This window comes from Pseudomonas sp. SST3 (assembly GCF_003325755.1).
The window spans coordinates 125,251-143,031 of the sequence record NZ_QORI02000010.1; the positions used below are offsets into that span (position 1 = coordinate 125,251).

Genomic DNA, 17,781 nt, shown 5'->3' on the forward strand with positions numbered 1-17,781 from the left:
GAGCGGATCAGCGTGCTTTCCTTTGCGCCGCAAGCAGGCGCGTTGCGCCTTGGACTTTCTGGGTGAACCAGAGTACCCGACTCACCCCACGAGTGATCGCCACGTAGGCCAGGCGCAGATTCTCGTCAGCCATGGCCTGGTCGTAACTGTTTCGGAAGAACCCCGAATAGGCGTAGAGCGCATTGCGCAGCGGATGTTTTTCTGGCGGCAGGCAGTCGTCGACGATGATGGCGACTTCCGCCTGCAGCCCCTTGGCCCGGTGAATGGTGTAGGCCTTGACCGGCAGCTTCTTATCCAGCTCGGCCTGGATCGCGCGCAGTGGTTCGTTGCGCCGGCTGAGCACCAATACGGCGTTACGATCCGCATTCGGCCGGGTTGCGACGTGCTCGCACTGTGCCTTGATCTCTTTGATCAGATCAGGCAAACGCGCCTTCACATCGAAGCGGGTCACCAGCTTCACGCCGTGATCGCCGGGTTGCGTCGCCTTGCCGGCCTTGCTGATCTTTGCCTGCTTGAACTCAACGCCGGCCAATACCGCCTCGCCGTCGCGAATGATCGGCTCGATGGATCGATAGTTGGTTTCCAACAGCAGCACCCTGCTCTTCTTCGACGCGCCTCTACTTGGGAAGTACTTGTCGAAATCCATGAACAACTCCGGCGAACTGCCACGCCAGCCATAGATCGACTGCCAATCGTCGCCAATGGCCATCAGACTCACGGCCTCGCCCTGGCTGGCCAGCGATCGATGCAGCGCCTGTAGCCATTGCACGATCTGCGGCGAGATGTCCTGGAACTCGTCGATCAACAGATGACTGAACGGTGCCAGGGCGTCCATGGAAACACTTCCGCTGCCCGACGCCAGTCGCTGTGTGAGTTGCTGGAAGGCACCGTTGAACGTCATCAACCCCTGTGCCTGCAGCGTGGTCTGGAAATGCTTCCAAAATAGGACCAGCGCCTCGATGAACCATCGTTCGCGCTCCGAGCAGGTCATCCGGCTGGTCTGCATGTGCTCGATGCGAATGCCGATGCTTTCGATGAAGCCCGCCTGTGCGTAGAACACTTCGAACAGCGGAGCCGGAGCGAACTCTCCTGCCAGCTTGAACATATCCAGCGGCGCCTTTGGCAGGGTGCGTTTAGCGTTTTCGGTGACAGGCGGTGGCAGATCCAGCAGCTTGTGAACCAGCGTGCGGAAGCCATCCTCTTCGGCGTAACAACGCTGGTACGCCTGCTTCAGCAGCCGCTGCTGTGCCGGGCGCAGACGCGAGGACGTCAGCGGATTGTCCAGCTCAGTCGGCGAGGCGCCCTTATCGTCCAGCTGTTCGAACCACACCGGTTTTCCCAACACATCCCTGGCCAGCTCGGCCATAGACGAGTGGAAGGTGCGCACGCATCGGCGAACCGTGGCCGGGTCGAATTCGACATTCCAGAAACCCAGCACCCTGATCAGCTGCTCGCGCAGTTGCGCGCAGGATGCGTTGGTAAATGAGATCACCGTAAGCCGCTCCGGCGGAATCTCCAGGTGACACAGCATGAACACCACCCGAAGTACGAGTGTGGTGGATTTGCCTGAACCGGCGCCCGCGAAAATCCGCGTCACTGGGCTGTCGCTGAGGATCATTGCCCATTGTTCTTCGGATGGCGCGCAGATCACACCGGCGTCGACCGCACGACCGACGCGCAGACGCATGGCCTGAATCTGCTGATCCTCGACGGAAAGTTTTGCCGGGCCATAGATGCCTTCGCCACCGGGCTTGCGCGGTTTGGCTCGTGGCTTGGCGGGCTGCGTGGGCTTGGCGAAGGACTCGGCTTTCTTGACGCTGCGGTCGAGCGTGGGAGATGACTTGGAGGCGCGCTTGCCGGCCTGCTTGGGAACAGCACCGGGCCAGGGCCGCAGCACCAAGTTATCTTCCGATTGCAGATAGGCCGAGGTGCGGGGGAAACAACGCGCCAGCGCACCCGAGATGAGCAGCTTGTAGCGCTTGACGGCAGACAACATGAAATCAACCAGAGCATGAACAGATGGTTGATATGGTAAGGGTTTTTCGCGATGGGCTGGCGTCTGACCGCACAGTGGCCGCCCTGCGTTAGAACACGACGTTCGTCACCTGCATGGCACCCTGCGGGCGAGCTGACGACTAAACAGAACAGTCGTCCGCGACGCTTGCCGCATATCCATTGCGCAACACGCCACAGGCCCCCCATGTACAGAATCGGTTTCGCCTGCATGTATCGGCATCCCGGCCATAGCGAATCGCTGAAGGAGCTGGAGGCCATCGAGCGCGCATTCAATCCGCGCTCAACCACGCTGCGCTGGCTCAACAGCGTGTCCCAGGACATCGCTCGTGAAAAGCTCAGCGGCATCATCGAACACAACCTGGCCGCGCAGCTGCGCCTGCTCGACTACGTTGGCAGCTTGCCAGCGCCATTGCGCATGCTCCGGCTGAGCAGCGATCTGCTGCCGTTCTACAGCCACCCCGAGGCCGCCGAGTTTTACCAGCAGTCCGAGGTCAGAGCGACCCTGGAGGCCGGATTCGCCAGAATAGGCGAGTGCGCAAGAGCGCAGGCCATTCGCTTGTCGCTGCATCCGGGTCAGTACTGCGTGCTGGGGTCGGATAAGCCGCAGGTGGTGGAAAACAGCCTGGCGGAATTCGAGTACCACGCCGACATGATCCGCATGATGGGCTTCGGCCGGCAGTTCCAGGACTTCAAATGCAACGTGCATATCGCTGGCCGTCTGGGCGTCGATGGCATCCGTGCTGTCTGGCCGCGCCTGTCGCAGGAAGCGCGCCACTGCATTACCTTCGAGAACGAAGAAAAGACGTATGGCGTCGATGACTGCCTGCAGCTAGCCGATCTGGCACCCGTTGTGCTGGATATCCATCATTGCTGGGTCAACGAGGAGCGCTATATCGACCCGCATGACGAACGCGTGGCGCAGATCATCGACAGCTGGCGTGGCGTGAGACCGACCATGCATTACTCGCAGCCACCGGAAAGCTTGATCGCCGAGGGGTTTTCAGCGGAAGAGAAACTCGAGATGCACGCCCTGCTACAGCGTGTAAGCAAGCGCGACCTCTACAGCCACAGCAAGCGCATGTGGAATCGCTGGACGAACCTTTACGCCCGTGAGTTTCTGGATCGCTTCGACATCATGTTCGAGGCCAAGGACAAGAACCTGGCCGCGCTGGATTACTTCGCCGATTACCTGGCGGACGAGGAGGCTTCGAATCTGCGGTAACGCGAGGTCAACGACACAGATGCCGGCGCGTCTGAACTCGCTGGCACGGTAAGGCGAAAGCGCGAAGGCAATGGACTGTTGGTACAGGAGGAATTGTTGCCGGTATGCGCAGTATTGTTTGTCACCGCGTGCCAAACGCGGGCTAGATCACTCGTAAAAGCTATAGGGCTGCGGATGGCAGCCCTGCGCAAGCCCCGTGACGGTTTGCGCAGGGTGGCGAGGGTTAGGAATTCCTTACGTGAATCTCATGTTCCCGACGCTTGGCCAACGCATCGGCGGCGACGAGCGCCAACAGTGGTAGCACACCGACCTTGAGTGCCAGGTCCCAGGATCCAAGGAAACCAATAAGTACCGCTCCTACAACGACGATTATGGCTATGCAATGTGCACAGAAGCGCCACAATTCGAGTGCAACGACCTGAGCATTCTGGTTGTTGATCATACTGAGCCCCTCTCTTGTTGTAGTCGCCTTGTATAGGTTCAGCGTAGCTTTCCTGAGCACATGCGCAAACACATTTTTGTTTCATTAATGTGTCTAGCACGCAGGTTACAGCGATTTTTCACAATGGTTCGGTTAAAGCCAAACGGCCCGATGCGCGGCGCCGAGATACCTGTTGCCGCCCTCCGCAGGCAACAGGCGCGGTACCCCTGTCAGCGGCGAGCTAGCGGTTGCCTGCGAGAATCTCGTCCAGTGCCTGTTCCAGAATATTCACGGTACGGTCGAGGTTTTTTAACTTCTCCAATCCGAATAGACCGATGCGGAAGGTTCGGAAATCGCTCGGCTCGTCACATTGCATTGGTATGCCAGCTGCGATCTGCAACCCTTTCGCGGCAAACTTGCTGCCGCTCTTGATTTCGCTGTCGGTCGTGTAGCACACCACGACGCCTGGCGCCTCGAAGCCATCGGCCGCAACGCTGCTGAACCCCTTCTCGGCCAATAGCGTCCGCACCCGCTGGCCCAGCTCAAGTTGCTGGGTACGGAGGGTCTGGAAGTCATAGCCCTTGGTTTCCAACATGACATCACGGAAACGCGCCAAGGCATCGGTCGGCATGGTCGCGTGATAGGCATGCCCACCCTGTTCGTAGGCCTGCATGATCTGCAGCCATTTCTTCAAATCACAGGCAAAGCTGCTGCTCCGTGTTGCCTCGATGCGAGACAGCGCCGCTTTGCTGAGCATTACCAGCGCACAGCAAGGCGATGCGCTCCAGCCTTTTTGCGGCGCGCTGATCAGCACATCGACCCCGCTTGCCTGCATGTCCACCCAGAGGGCGCCGGAGGCGATGCAATCCAGAACGAACAGACCACCGACCGCATGCACGGCGTCGCCTACTGCACGTAGATAGTCGTCAGGCAGGATCATCCCGGACGAGGTTTCGACATGGGGCGCGAACACCAGGTCCGGCTTCTGCGCGGCAATGGTTGCGACTACTTCGTCTATCGGCGCCGGAAAGTACGCCGCCTGGGACGCTTGGCTTTGCGGTCGCGCCTTGAGCACCGTGGTCCGCTCTGGAATCGCGCCCATCTCGAATATCTGGCTCCAGCGATAACTGAACCAGCCATTGCGAATCACCAGACATCTGCGTTCATGCGCCAACTGGCGCGCTACCGCTTCCATACCGAAGGTGCCACTGCCCGGCACTACTGCCACCGCATCGGCGTTGTAGACGGATCTGAGCGTGGTGGAAATATCGTTCATCACGGTCTGGAACGACCGGGACATGTGATTCAGGGATCGGTCCGTGAAAACAACCGAATATTCAATCAGCCCATCGGGATCGACGTGTGGGTAAAGGTCCGACATGGAATAGCTCCGCAGCAAGAGACCCAACATCGACCCTGCCCGAAGCCCGAACGCTTTACAAGCGCCACCAACCCCCGCCACCGCATCTCCGTGCCGTGCGAAAACGTGCCAACCAACCCAGGCGGCCTGAAGCGCCACAACGCATACCTATTTATAGAAGTTCAATAAGCAACTTACCGCCTGTCGGATTCATGCCAAATAGTCACAGGTGATTGATTAACAGCTAGTTCAAAAAAATGGCGCCATAAATGCTCATCGCCTAGCAATTCAGGGCCTCGAAACGAGTTCTACTTGATCAGCGACATGGCTATCTAGTATCAAACTAGTGTCACTGAATACTATTGACGGTTTATTGGCGGCATTAATAAGGCGTTCGCGGTTTTAATCATAAATAAAACGAATTATAAAAGCGCAACCGAAGCAGCAGGCCGGCCTGGTCGCCCCGCCGCTTCGTCTAGCAGTTCGTTCTGTTTGTGGATTCCGTCTGCTCCGGCAGCGCCCTTTATTGATCGATTCCCTGTCGCTTCGCTTCAGCGAGACGCCTCGTCACGTTTCGCTGTTCCCGTCACGGTGAGCTCATGCCTATTACAACCTTTCCGAGCGCCAACAAAGGCCTCATTTCCGTCATAGCCCTAACCGCCCTGCTGGGCTTTCTTCCCGGCGTCAGCAATGTTCATGCTGCAACCACTGGCGGCACGAGCGCAGCGGGAATCTCCTATTCAGCGCTGATCAACAAATTCACCAACAGCTATTGGCTGAATGGCTCCTGGCGTGCGTCAGCAGGCGTTTCGGTCGCTGCGACTCAGCAGAACATCGAGGCGTTTCGTGTCGGTACATCCGTACGAACCGCAGACGGCCAGATCCGCACCGTCACGTCGATCAAGCCTGCAAGCGGCGCGCTGACCGTTTTCATGAATGGTCCAGCCCTGGATGGCAACGTTATCGGTTATCCGAACCGCCTGAGCGTGAGCAACACCGCCGGTCCGACTCCGGTCGCCACTACGCCGGATAGCGAGCCCGTCGCTGCATCGAGCCACGCCTCGCTGATCAACAAGTTCACCAACGCCTACTGGCTCAACGGGTCCTGGCGCGCATCAGCAGGCGTTTCGATCGCTGCCACCGCCCAGAACAAGGCGACCTTCGTGGCCGGCGCATCGGTACGCACGGCGGATGGCCAGGTACGCACCGTCACTTCGGTAAAGCCGGCCAGCGGCGCGCTGACCGTATTCATGGATGGCCCCGTCCTTGACGGCAACGTCATCGGCTATCCGAACAAGCTAAGCCTGGCCCCGTCCCCGACCCTCTTGCCGGCTACCCCTTCGGCTCCGCTGGCAGAGGTAACACTGCCAGCGCGCGAGCCCGTACAACTCGTCGGCGTCGCTCTGTCCGGTGCCGCATTCGGGCCCTCGGTTCTACCGGGCAAGCATGGCACCAACTACATCTATCCGGCCGAGTCGTATTACAAAAAGTACGCCGAACAGGGTCTGAAACTGGTCCGCCTGCCATTTCTCTGGGAGCGCATCCAGCCGCAACTGGACACCGAGCTCGACGCTGCGCAGTTGGCGCTGCTCACGCAATCGCTCGACTTCGCACAGAAGCACGGCGTAAAGGTCGTGCTGGACATGCACAACTACTACCGTTACTACCGCGAGCCGATCGGCTCGGAAAGCGTACCGATCAAGTCGTTCGCCAACGCCTGGAAACGTATCGCGCTGAAAATAGGCGATCACCCGGCGCTCAGCGGTTATGGCCTGATGAACGAGCCGAACACCAAGGGGCTCTGGCCTGCAGCCGCACTGGCAGCAGCCAAAGAGATCCGCAAGGTCGACCGGACTAACTGGATCTATGTCGCCGGGGATCGTTTCTCCAGCGCCTGGCACTGGCCGCAGTCCAACACTCAGCTCATCGCCGACCCATGGATGCGCGACCCTGAGAACAAGCTGATCTTCGAGGCCCACATGTACCTCGACCGCGATACGTCGGGTATGTATGTCGACAAGACCGAGACCTTCGCTCCGGACCTGGGGATCATTCGCGCCAAGCCATTCGTAGATTGGCTGCGGACCAATAATCTGCGCGGCTTCATTGGCGAGATGGGCGTTCCGAACTATGCCCCCGATGCGATCGTCGCGATGGATAACCTGCTTGGCTATCTGCGCGAGAACTGTGTGCCTCTCACTTACTGGGCCGGGGGCCCGTGGTGGGGCAACTACATACTCGCATTGGACGTCTCGGGCGGCGCGGAGCAACCCCAGCTACCGATCCTGCGAAAGCACGCTGCCACACCGAACAGCTGCGTAGCGATTGGTGAGCCGCTGTAATACGGTTGAAAGCAACGGAATCGAAGGCCCTGTCACGTTCTGCGTGGCAGGCCTTTTTTCTCCATTTCTCGCCTACGCTCTAGTAAAGGCGTGGTTCTTGACGGCGCTGTAGTACAACGCAAGCGGAACCAATCACCAGATCAACAGGACGAATCCCTGTGCCTGTGCCTGTGCCTGTGCCTGTGCCTGTGCCTGTGCCTGTGCCTGTGCTCAGGCATCTGAATGGATTGACATGACGTCGAGCCGAAGCGCCGAGGATCGGAATGACCGAAGGGATCTTGTTGGCAGCGACCGGCCTGCTGCTGGTGCTGACCTTCTTGCCACTCTGGAAGAACCCAGCCTGGTGGGTGCGAGGGCTGGACTTTCCCCGCCTGCAGCTGTGCGTACTGGCCTTCGCATTGCTGCTGGCTCAGGCGTTGCTGCTCTCCTACTCCGAGCCGTTGCAGATCCTGATTTCCGTTCTGGTTGTCGGCTGCCTCGCCTATCAAGCCTGGTGGATCATTCCGTATACCCGGTTATGGCGAGCCGAGGTAAAACTTGCCGACACGAGCCGCGACAGGCCGCGTATCCGCGTCATGGCGGCCAACGTCCTTACACCGAACCGTCAGGCTGACAAGCTCAAGGCGCTGGTGCACAAGCATCGACCCGATGTGCTGGTGACGCTGGAAACCGATCACTGGTGGGAAACGCAGCTCGAGGAGCTAACCGGCGAGTATCCCCACTCCATTCGCTGTCCGCTGGAGAACCTCTACGGCATGCACGTCTGGTCACGGTTACCGTTGGAGAATGCAGAAACTTGTTTTCTCGTCGAAGACGACGTGCCATCCATGCACGCCAAGGTGCGCCTAAACGACCAACTGGCGGTTCGCATGCACTTTCTTCATCCCGCTCCGCCCAGCCCGACGGAGAACGATGAATCCACCGAGCGCGATATCGAGTTGCTCGTGGTGGCGAAAAGCGTACAGGACGACGAGCAAGACACGCCGATCATCGTCACCGGCGATCTGAACGATGTGGCCTGGTCAGCCAATACACGGTTGTTTCGCAAGATCAGCGGGCTGCTCGACCCTAGAGTGGGGCGTTACATGGTCAACAGTTTCCATGCCCAGCACTGGTTTCTGCGCTGGCCGCTGGATCACCTGTTTCATAGCCATCACTTCCAGCTGATCCGCATCCAGCGTTTGCCACAGTTCGGCTCAGATCATTTCCCGGTACTGGTCGAACTGCAGTACGACCCCGCTTCGGAGCAGCAGAGCCTGCAGGGCGACGCGGCCGACGAACTCGAAGCAGACCAAAAGATCAGCGAGAAGCCTGTCAGCGCGTCGGATGTACCGGAGCCAGAGAAGCGCTGAGATCAGGTCCCGCTAGCCGTCATGCCGTCGTGCCGTCAGCCGGCTTCGATTCGCAGCCCGTGCAGGTCGCCGCTCGAGCTTGCCGGTCACCCCTCGGTCCGGCAGCAAGCAGTGCAATCCGTGGCGCTCGAAACCCTTGCTCAGTTTCAGACCTCGTTGACCCGGTTGAACTGCGTCGCCAGACGCATCGTTTCGTGAGACTCAAGCGCCAGCAGATCGTTGGCAAGGTCGCGCGCGCCATCGATTTCGGCCCGACGCGCCAGTGAGCGGTACAGGTCCATGACTTGATTGTGGATCGTGAAGAGCTCGTAGGATATCTGCTCGACGCTCATGGCCGCATACGGCATGGCACAGGGTTGGCTGCGTATAACCGGATTGCGCGCCACGTAGTCGTATATCCAGGTATGCAGGGCCTTCGGGTCGGCATGACGCTCGACGCGTTCGATGGCGTTGGCCAGTGCCTTTTCATGATCGGCGAGATAGGCCAGCAACCATTGTGCCCGCTGTTCTTCGTGTTGCGGCGCGCTCCGGCGCAGGCATCTAGACAGTTCCCGGTGGGTATCACGGGTCCAGTCAATGAGGTCTTCGAATCGCTCGATCTTCATTCTCTCTTCCCTCCACGCCTTTCGATGGGAACGGAGCCGCTCGCTAACGAGTCTTCCGCAGACACCCGCAGCCGCATCCATTTTCCCCGGGCTCAACGGGTCGCTTTTACGGGTCATGATTGAAGATTAGCCATGAGTGACTGAATTGGCCCGGAACCGGCCCAGGCCTGCGCCGAATATTGCCGCCGGTCCCGCCAATCGGCGCGCGACGAAGGTCTACGCTGAACACAAACAGCTCGATGAGCTGACCGACGCTGCGTTCGGAGTGGTCCGTCGCAGCGACACACCGCCATCGCATGACAGAGGGCAGGCATATGGAGACCACAACGCTCGGCATCAAGCTCGACGAGGCAACCGGTGATCGACTCGAGGCGGCAGCCCGGCGGATCGGCCGCACGCCACATGAGCTGGTGGAACAAGCGCTGCTCCAGTACCTCGATCATCTCGAAAATGGTGCAGAACCCCTCGGTGCTACGCCACTGGAGCACGCTACCCAGCAACCGGCGGTCGCTGTCGGGCACGGCCGTGAACCGTTCATCGAGTTCGCCGAGAGCATCCTGCCGCAGCCTGTGCTGCGCGCCGCCATAACGGCAGCCTACCGCCGACCTGAGCCCGAGGCGTTGTCGATGCTGCTGGAACAGGCACGACTGTCGCCAGAAAAAGCCAGCGCCACACACCAGCTGGCCCTGCGTATCGCCGGGAAGTTGCGCAATCAGAAAAGCGCCGGTGGGCGTCAGGGCCTGGTGCAAGGATTGCTGCAGGAGTTCTCGCTGTCGTCCCAGGAAGGCGTGGCGTTGATGTGCCTCGCTGAAGCCCTGCTACGCGTGCCCGACAAGGGCACCCGCGATGCGCTGATTCGCGACAAGATCAGCACCGGCAACTGGCAGCCTCACTTGGGCAACAGCCAGTCTGTATTCGTCAATGCAGCGACCTGGGGGCTGATGCTCACCGGCAGACTGGTGGCCACGCATAACGAATCCAACCTCTCCTCCTCGCTCAATCGCCTGATCGGCAAGGGCGGCGAGCCGTTGATCCGCAAGGGCGTGGACATGGCGATGCGGCTGATGGGCGAGCAGTTCGTGACCGGCGAAACCATCAATGAAGCCCTTGCCAACGCCCAAACCATGGAAGCCAAGGGTTTTCGCTATTCCTACGACATGCTCGGCGAGGCGGCTCTGACCGCCGCTGATGCACGCCGCTATCTGGCGTCGTACGAACAGGCGATCCATTCCATCGGCATGGCCTCGCGCGGGCGAGGCATCTATGAGGGACCGGGCATCTCGATCAAGCTGTCGGCGCTGCATCCCCGCTACAGCCGTGCGCAGTATGACCGCGTTATGGACGAGCTCTACCCGACCTTGCTGTCGCTGACGCAATTGGCGCAGCGCTACGACATCGGCATCAATATCGATGCGGAAGAAGCGGACCGCCTCGAGCTGTCGCTGGATCTACTCGAACGGCTCTGCTTCGAATCCTCATTGAGCGACTGGAATGGCATCGGCTTCGTCATCCAGGCCTATCAGAAGCGCTGCCCGTACGTGGTGGATTATCTGATCGATCTAGCTAAACGCAGCCGGCATAGGCTGATGATTCGCCTGGTCAAGGGCGCCTACTGGGACAGCGAAATAAAGCTGGCGCAGATCAACGGGTTGGAGGGCTACCCGGTCTATACCCGCAAGGCCTACACCGATGTGTCCTTCATTGCTTGTGCACGCAAGCTGCTTGCGGCACCGGAGGCGATCTATCCACAATTCGCCACTCACAACGCCCACACCCTGGCCGCCGTGTACCACCTCGCCAGACAGAACTATTACCCCGGCCAGTATGAATTCCAGTGCCTGCACGGCATGGGCGAGCCGCTCTACGAGCAGGTCGTCGGCAAGGGCAGCGAGCGGCTGAACCGGCCGTGCCGTATCTACGCACCGGTCGGCAGCCACGAGACGTTGCTGGCCTATCTGGTGCGCAGACTGCTGGAGAACGGCGCCAACACCTCATTCGTCAACCGCATCGCCGATAAGAGCATTTCGCTGGAAGAGCTGGTCGCCGACCCGGTGCTGACGGTGGAGCAGATGCTCACCGCGGAAGGCACACTCGGGCTGCCTCACCCGCGGATCCCACTGCCCAGACATCTTTACGGAGAGACACGCCTCAATTCGTGCGGCCTCGACCTTTCTAACGAACAGCGCCTGGCCTCGCTTTCCTCCGCCCTGCTCGCCAGTACACATCAGCGCCATATCGCGGCGCCGCTGCTCGGCTGCGAGAACGCCTCGATGACATCGGCCGAACCCTTGCTCAACCCGGCGGACCATCGAGACGTGGTCGGGCTGGTGCAGGAAGCCAGCGAAGAGGACGTCGACAATGCGCTGCGCTGCGCGCAGGACAACGCCAATCTCTGGCAGTCCACTCCGCCTGCCGAGCGCGCGGCGGCGCTCGAGAGAGCGGCGGCGCTGATGGAACAACGCATGCAGCAATTGATGGGCGTACTCATCCGTGAAGCGGGTAAGTCATACGTCAACGCCATCGCTGAAGTGCGCGAAGCGGTGGATTTCTTGCGTTTTTACAGCGCCGAGGTGCGCAGCAATTTCGATAACGACACCCATCACCCGCTCGGCCCGGTGGTCTGTATCAGTCCTTGGAATTTCCCCCTCGCGATCTTCACCGGGCAGGTCTGCGCCGCGCTGGGCGCCGGCAATACGGTATTGGCCAAACCGGCCGAGCAGACGCCGTTAATCGCCACGTTGGGCGTGCAGATCCTGCATGAGGCCGGCGTTCCCAAGGGCATCCTGCAGCTTCTGCCCGGGCGCGGCGAAACCGTCGGTGCACGGCTGGTGGCCGATGAGCGTGTTCGCGGCGTCATGTTCACCGGTTCCACTGCAGTTGCCTCGATTCTGCAACGCAGCATTGCCGGGCGGTTGGATGAGCGCGGTCGGAGCATTCCGCTGATCGCCGAAACAGGCGGGCAAAACGCGATGATCGTCGATTCCTCGGCTCTGACCGAACAGGTCGTGATGGACGTGATGGCCTCAGCCTTCGACAGCGCCGGTCAACGCTGCTCGGCGCTGCGCGTGCTCTGCGTCCAGGAAGACGTCGCCGAGCGGGTCATCGGCATGCTCAAGGGTGCCATGGCCGAGACGCGCATGGGCAATCCGCAGCGGCTTGCGGTGGATGTCGGCCCGGTTATAGACGCTGAAGCGCGAGACAACATCGAGCGTCACCTCCAGGCGATGCGCGATAAAGGCCGCCGGGTGCATCAGATGGCCCGCATCGACGAGCAGGAATGTGCCCTCGGCACCTACGTCACCCCAACGCTGATCGAGCTGGAGCGTCTCGATGAGCTACAGCAGGAAATATTCGGGCCGGTGCTGCATGTGTTGCGCTATCGCCGTGCCGAACTGGACCAACTGCTGGAGCAGATCAACGCCGCCGGTTACGGATTGACCCTGGGCGTACACACCCGCATTGACGAAACCATTGCCAAGGTCATTGACTGCGCCAAGGTTGGCAATCTCTATGTCAATCGCAACATCGTCGGCGCGGTGGTGGGCGTGCAGCCGTTCGGCGGCGAAGGGCTGTCCGGCACCGGCCCCAAAGCCGGCGGCCCGTTGTATCTGTATCGCCTGCTATCGGAGCGGCCACACGACGCACTGCTGCGGGCGCTGGATTTTGGCGGCACGCAGGCATTGCCAGAGGTGCAGCAATCCCCTGTACAGACCGATTCCGCCCGGCAGTTCAGGCAATGGGCGCAGGATAACGGCCGAAGCGAACTGGCGACGCTTTGCGACCGCTACGCCGAGCAATCCCAGAGCGGCACCACGCGATTGCTCAACGGCCCCACCGGCGAGCGCAACAGCTATAGCCTGCTGCCTCGCGAGTACGTGCTGTGTCTGGCCGAGAATGTAGAGGATCTGCTTATCCAGGTCGCCGCGGTACTGGCTGTCGGCAGCGAAGCGGTGATGCCGGATACGGCGCTGGCCAAGGATCTGATCGCAGAGCTGCCGCAAGCGGTACAAGCCCGCGTCACCGGCGTTGCAGACTGGACCAGCGATGCGGCACGCTTCGATGCGGTGCTTCACCACGGCAATCCCGATCAGCTGCTTGATATCAGCCAGAGCCTCTCACGTCGCAGCGGTCCCATCGTTGGCGTGCAAGGCATGGCCTCAGGCGAAACTGACATCCCACTGGAGCGTCTGCTGATCGAGCGTGCGCTGAGCATCAATACTGCCGCGGCAGGCGGCAATGCGAGCCTGATGACCATTGGCTGATTGTCACGACCCGCCGTCCGGCCGAGGGGCGGCGACCTGTGCAAGCGCGGACCGTTGGGGCGTAGACCGACCTCAGGTAGCAAGTCGTGATCGCAGCACAACCGCCGCTGAAGCGCCGGCTGCCCTGCCACAGGTCCGCTGGAGGCCAATCCGTCGCGTACGCGCAGCTTATAGATCGCTATAGGTTCGGTGCGTTCGAAGTACTCCATCACGCGGGTTACCCCGAGTGGGAAATAACTTCGTTTAACAGACCGATATCACCTCGTACTGCTGGCGCCGGCCATTCACCTGTACTTCGACTTCGTCACCTTCGCGCCGACCGAGCAGTGCCTGCCCCAGCGGTGAGCGTGGCGAAATGACCAGCACCTCGGTGCGGTCCATAGCCACCCGTAACCCTGCTGCGTCCGGTCCCAGAAAGACCCAACGACAATCACCCGCGAGTTCCAGAGATACCAGTGCACCTAGCTTGATCGCTTCATCCACCAAGGAGCGCACTGGCAGGTTGCGGTAGCTGGACAGCGCCGTCTCGATCTCATGGGCACGCCGCCGCTGACCATCCGCCAGATAAGCGGCCTCTAGGCCGCGGGTGTCGTACTTGTTTTCGGCCTTGCTCTCGGCGTGCGTTGCCGCTTCGTGGGAAGCCTTCAACGCATCCCTGGCAATAGCCAGATCGGCCTGTAGCGTCTCGATGATCAGCGCTAGGAGATGGGTTTTGTTCATACGGGCTCGGAATAGGTGTGCAGGCGTCTAGCATGGCATCGGCGCGCACCGTGAGCCATGATGATTGCCGCATCGGTCAGCAGCGCCACGAGCAAAGGCAGCCCTCCGTCCAGACACGTTGGTGACAGACGCACCGTCGCCAACCCCGCCGATGGTCGGGTGGGCGATGAACCGATGCCGAAAAGTAGCTGTCCAGACAGAAGCGTCTGGATCAGCTAAACATGCGATTTGTCGGCCGCGCGCGGGATATTTTTACAAAAGAGGAAAATTGCCGCAGGCGACGGAGCGAGACGCTGCTTATACTGACCACCCATCACAACCTGGAGCCATACCCGTGAATAAAGCCGAGTTGATTGAAGCGATCGCAGCCTCCGCTGATGTACCGAAGAGCACCGCCATCCGTGTATTGGACGCCTTCACCGAAAGCGTAACCAATACCCTGCAGAACGGTGACAGCGTGACACTGGTCGGTTTCGGCACCTTTGCCGTCAAGGAGCGCGCCGCTCGTGACGGTCGCAACCCTCAGACTGGCGCGACGATCAAGATCTCCGCGGCCAAGCTGCCAGGCTTCAAGCCAGGCAAGTCGCTGAAAGATGCGGTGAACTAAGCCAGCATCCGAATACCGGGCCGCTGACGTCCTTCGCGGACGCAGCGCCTGCTTCAACCCTGCCCAACCTGCTCATTCCCCGCACCGATTCCGACCCCCACGGCCTGATGCCCGCGCGACGCGAACGCGACAAGGCGGTCCGGATGATCACATCACCCTCGATAACACGATAGCAACGCCAGCCGCGCGAGACCGCCCTGCCCGGCAGAAAATGTGGCGAGCCAGCGGGCACGATCTGAGCCGCGCCGCTTGTGCTGCCGAGTGGGAGTTACTTGTCGCGGTCCACGGCAAAGCCAGCCCAGGCCTGACGTGACGGCATGATCTCCAGCCGGTTGATGTTGATATGCGCAGGAAGCGTAGCCACGTAGAAGATCTGCTCGGCGATATCCTCAGCCGTCAGCGGTGTGGTAGTGCCGTAAAGCGCATCGGAAGCCGCCTGGTTGCCCTTGGTCCGGACCAGCGTGAACTCGGTTTCAGCCATGCCTGGAGCGATGTCGGTGACCCGCACGCCCGTAGCGATCAGGTCGCAGCGCAGGTTGTAGCTGAACTGCTGGACGAACGCCTTGCTGGCGCCATACACATGACTACCCGGATACGGCCATTGGCCGGCCACCGAACCGATATTGACGATGCTGGCGCCCTTGCCGGTCTCGATCAGTGTCGGCAGAAGCGCATGGGTGACGTTGACCAGCCCGGTGATATTGGTATCGATCATGGTGTGCCAGTCATTCAGATCAGTTTTCTGCGACGGCTCCGGAGCCAGAGCGAGGCCCGCGTTGTTGACCAGGCAGGTCACTGCGCGGAAGGCTTCCGGCAGCTTGGCGACGACTTCCTTGACCGCCTCGTTCTTGCGCACGTCCAGCGTGGCGACATGTACCGGGACCTTGCCGACCAGCTCCTCCTTCAAGGCGTCCAGGCGTTCGGCGCGGCGACCGGTGAGCACCAGCGACCAGCCCGCTTCAGCAAATCGACGGGCGGTGGCGCGACCAAATCCAGAGGTGGCACCGGTGATGAAAACGACCTTACTGTTCATGCTTTTCCTCTTTCGATTAGCGACGCTTGTAGAAGCGCGCAATGGTATCGGTGGCTTATGGTCCGTTGGTCGACTGAAAATTTCGAGTAGTTTCTCCGCCTCGTTAGGCCAACGCATGTACGGATTGATCAAACGAAGCCGCCGCTTATTTCAAATTAATACAAAGCAGAACGCTGGCGGTACGGCCCGCCTGGAGCGTTTTATCAGGCTTTCAGCCACACCGAACAGCGGCTTAATCCCCCGTTCAACCGCTATAGACTGAAAGGCGGATTTCAGGGCGTAAGCGTGGCGGTTAAAAGCCGATCTCCAGCCATCAAAGGAATCTGAACATGCTCACAACAAAAACACTTCTAGCAGGCGCTATCGCGGTACTGGTAGCGAATCAGGCTTCTGCCCTCAACGAATCCACGCAGGACCAGACGGGCACCGATAATTACGCCGATGTGGTGCAGCAGAACGGAACAGATAACCTCAGCAGCCAGTTGCAAGATGGCGACGCAAATGTCGTATATACCCTGCAGAACGGATCGGAATTAACCGCCACGAGTGAGCAGCGCGGGACGGGTAATTTCACTACCATCGAACAGGAAGGCAGAACCAGCCAGGCGGATGTGTCGCAGGACGGTAGCTACAACCTCGCCACTGTCTACCAAGCCGCCTATGGGGAGGTCGGCCACACGGCGACCATTTCGCAAATCGGCACTGACAATCTGGCCTATATCGAGCAGATCGATGGAGCAGCCAATAGCGCAACGATCGACCAGGATGGGCTGCGGAACGTGGTTGACGTATCGCAGCAGCTAACCGCCAACCATCTCGGCGCCACACAAGTTGGCGAAGACAATACGCTACTGGTCGAGCAGCTTGGAAATAGCTCGGCCTATACAAGCCAGACCGGAACCGCCAACGCCATCGACTTGCAGCAGGATGGCGGATTCTCCGGTGCATCTGCCACCATCAGCCAAAACGGCACGGGCAACCAGGCCACGCTCACCCAGCAATCCAGTCAGTACAGCGCAGGTGACGTGCAACTGACTCAGATCGGTACGAGCAACGTTGCCAATGTGGTTGAGAACAGCGGTTTCGGAAGCTTCACCTTCACCCAGGACGGCACAGGGAACGAACTGACCGCACAGCATGGCGGCCGCTCGACGACGGTGGTAGGCACTTCGACCGGTGACTATAACCGGGTCGACATTCAACAGGGCTTCGACGGCAGCAGCCTGCTTATCGACCAGAACGGTACACGCAACGAAATCGATGTTGACCAGACGGGCTACTACGGTAGCGGCGACATTCAACAGACCGGCACGGAGAATTACGCGTCGCTGGTTCAGATCGGAACCTCTGCCAGCGTGACGCAAGAGAGTGCTGTCATCATGCAGACCGGTAACGGCAATTCGGCGTTCGTAACCCAGGGGCAGTAGCGCCTCAAATACACAGGTTATCCGGCAGGCCCGTCGATGCGGGCTTGCCGCGACAAGCTCCAGCCCCCCTGAATCCCCTTCCTCCAGAGCTGAAGAAGAACGGCTTGCGCGACGACGGCCGTCACGCAGCACTGGCGTATTCCAGCGCCCTTAAGTCAAGCGGATACCCCGTGGAAAGCATCTCCGTGTTGCGGACCCTGCCATCTGCGCAGTCCCGGCGGCCAGCATAGCTATAGTTGTCTTCAGAGCCCTGATCGGATCTTGCACCGCTGAATCCATCGCAACGGCGCGGAGTAGTCCTTTTTTCGCAAAGGAGGACGAATAAATGTTTTGTGCATTTATGCAGATCGAGTATGCGGCAACCCGCATTGTCTTGAACAAATTTGCACTCTAGGATCAGGTAAAGCTTGATCG

12 protein-coding genes are annotated in these 17,781 nt (G+C 60.1%); 6 read left to right on the plus strand and 6 right to left on the minus strand.

The genetic code is table 11. The annotated features are described in order from the left end of the window. Nucleotides 1-7: 7 nt before the first annotated feature. A complete protein-coding gene (locus DQ405_RS12380) occupies nucleotides 8-1,996 on the minus strand; it encodes a UvrD-helicase domain-containing protein (RefSeq protein ID WP_168424508.1) in 1,989 nt (662 codons plus the stop codon). A gap of 204 nt (nucleotides 1,997-2,200) precedes the next feature. On the opposite strand from DQ405_RS12380, the gene DQ405_RS12385 reads away from it, so the two are divergent. Continuing rightward, nucleotides 2,201-3,238: a UV damage endonuclease UvsE gene (locus DQ405_RS12385; RefSeq protein ID WP_168424509.1), complete on the plus strand. Its 1,038-nt coding sequence runs from the start codon at nucleotides 2,201-2,203 to the stop codon at nucleotides 3,236-3,238. Between the two features lie 223 nt (nucleotides 3,239-3,461). Here DQ405_RS12385 and DQ405_RS12390 read toward each other — a convergent pair whose 3' ends face one another. Both DQ405_RS12390 and DQ405_RS12395 read right to left on the minus strand, forming a co-directional pair. After that, the gene (locus tag DQ405_RS12390) at nucleotides 3,462-3,680 is read right to left on the minus strand and encodes a hypothetical protein (RefSeq protein WP_174824672.1); all 219 of its coding nucleotides are present in this window, start codon (nucleotides 3,678-3,680) and stop codon (nucleotides 3,462-3,464) included. A 220-nt stretch (nucleotides 3,681-3,900) separates the two neighbouring features. Beyond that, complete coding sequence (locus tag DQ405_RS12395; RefSeq protein WP_168424510.1) at nucleotides 3,901-5,040, minus strand: aminotransferase class V-fold PLP-dependent enzyme; 1,140 nt, start codon at nucleotides 5,038-5,040, stop codon at nucleotides 3,901-3,903. A gap of 578 nt (nucleotides 5,041-5,618) precedes the next feature. On the opposite strand from DQ405_RS12395, the gene DQ405_RS12400 reads away from it, so the two are divergent. Both DQ405_RS12400 and DQ405_RS12405 read left to right on the plus strand, forming a co-directional pair. After that, nucleotides 5,619-7,361, plus strand: a complete 1,743-nt coding sequence (locus DQ405_RS12400) for a glycoside hydrolase family 5 protein (RefSeq protein WP_178114096.1) — start codon at nucleotides 5,619-5,621, stop codon at nucleotides 7,359-7,361. 263 nt (nucleotides 7,362-7,624) lie between these two features. Continuing rightward, nucleotides 7,625-8,713, plus strand: a complete 1,089-nt coding sequence (locus DQ405_RS12405) for an endonuclease/exonuclease/phosphatase family protein (protein ID WP_168424511.1) — start codon at nucleotides 7,625-7,627, stop codon at nucleotides 8,711-8,713. 146 nt (nucleotides 8,714-8,859) lie between these two features. On the opposite strand, the gene DQ405_RS12410 is transcribed toward DQ405_RS12405, so the two are convergent. Then, the gene (locus tag DQ405_RS12410) at nucleotides 8,860-9,318 is read right to left on the minus strand and encodes a hypothetical protein (RefSeq protein WP_168424512.1); all 459 of its coding nucleotides are present in this window, start codon (nucleotides 9,316-9,318) and stop codon (nucleotides 8,860-8,862) included. A gap of 314 nt (nucleotides 9,319-9,632) precedes the next feature. Between DQ405_RS12410 and putA the strand changes: the two genes are divergently transcribed. Then, complete coding sequence (putA, locus tag DQ405_RS12415) at nucleotides 9,633-13,580, plus strand: trifunctional transcriptional regulator/proline dehydrogenase/L-glutamate gamma-semialdehyde dehydrogenase (protein WP_168424513.1); 3,948 nt, start codon at nucleotides 9,633-9,635, stop codon at nucleotides 13,578-13,580. A 243-nt stretch (nucleotides 13,581-13,823) separates the two neighbouring features. Here the strand turns inward: putA and DQ405_RS12420 are convergent, their stop codons facing one another. Continuing rightward, nucleotides 13,824-14,300, minus strand: a complete 477-nt coding sequence (locus tag DQ405_RS12420; RefSeq protein WP_168424514.1) for a GreA/GreB family elongation factor — start codon at nucleotides 14,298-14,300, stop codon at nucleotides 13,824-13,826. 334 nt (nucleotides 14,301-14,634) lie between these two features. On the opposite strand from DQ405_RS12420, the gene DQ405_RS12425 reads away from it, so the two are divergent. After that, nucleotides 14,635-14,907 (plus strand): HU family DNA-binding protein, encoded by a 273-nt coding sequence (locus tag DQ405_RS12425; protein ID WP_168424515.1) that lies wholly within the window; start codon nucleotides 14,635-14,637, stop codon nucleotides 14,905-14,907. Nucleotides 14,908-15,175: 268 nt separating this feature from the next. Here the strand turns inward: DQ405_RS12425 and DQ405_RS12430 are convergent, their stop codons facing one another. Continuing rightward, on the minus strand, nucleotides 15,176-15,940 hold the full coding sequence (locus tag DQ405_RS12430; protein WP_168424516.1) for an SDR family NAD(P)-dependent oxidoreductase: 765 nt from the start codon (nucleotides 15,938-15,940) through the stop codon (nucleotides 15,176-15,178). Nucleotides 15,941-16,269: 329 nt separating this feature from the next. Between DQ405_RS12430 and DQ405_RS12435 the strand changes: the two genes are divergently transcribed. Further along, on the plus strand, nucleotides 16,270-17,367 hold the full coding sequence (locus DQ405_RS12435) for a hypothetical protein (RefSeq protein WP_168424517.1): 1,098 nt from the start codon (nucleotides 16,270-16,272) through the stop codon (nucleotides 17,365-17,367). Nucleotides 17,368-17,781 lie beyond the last annotated feature (414 nt).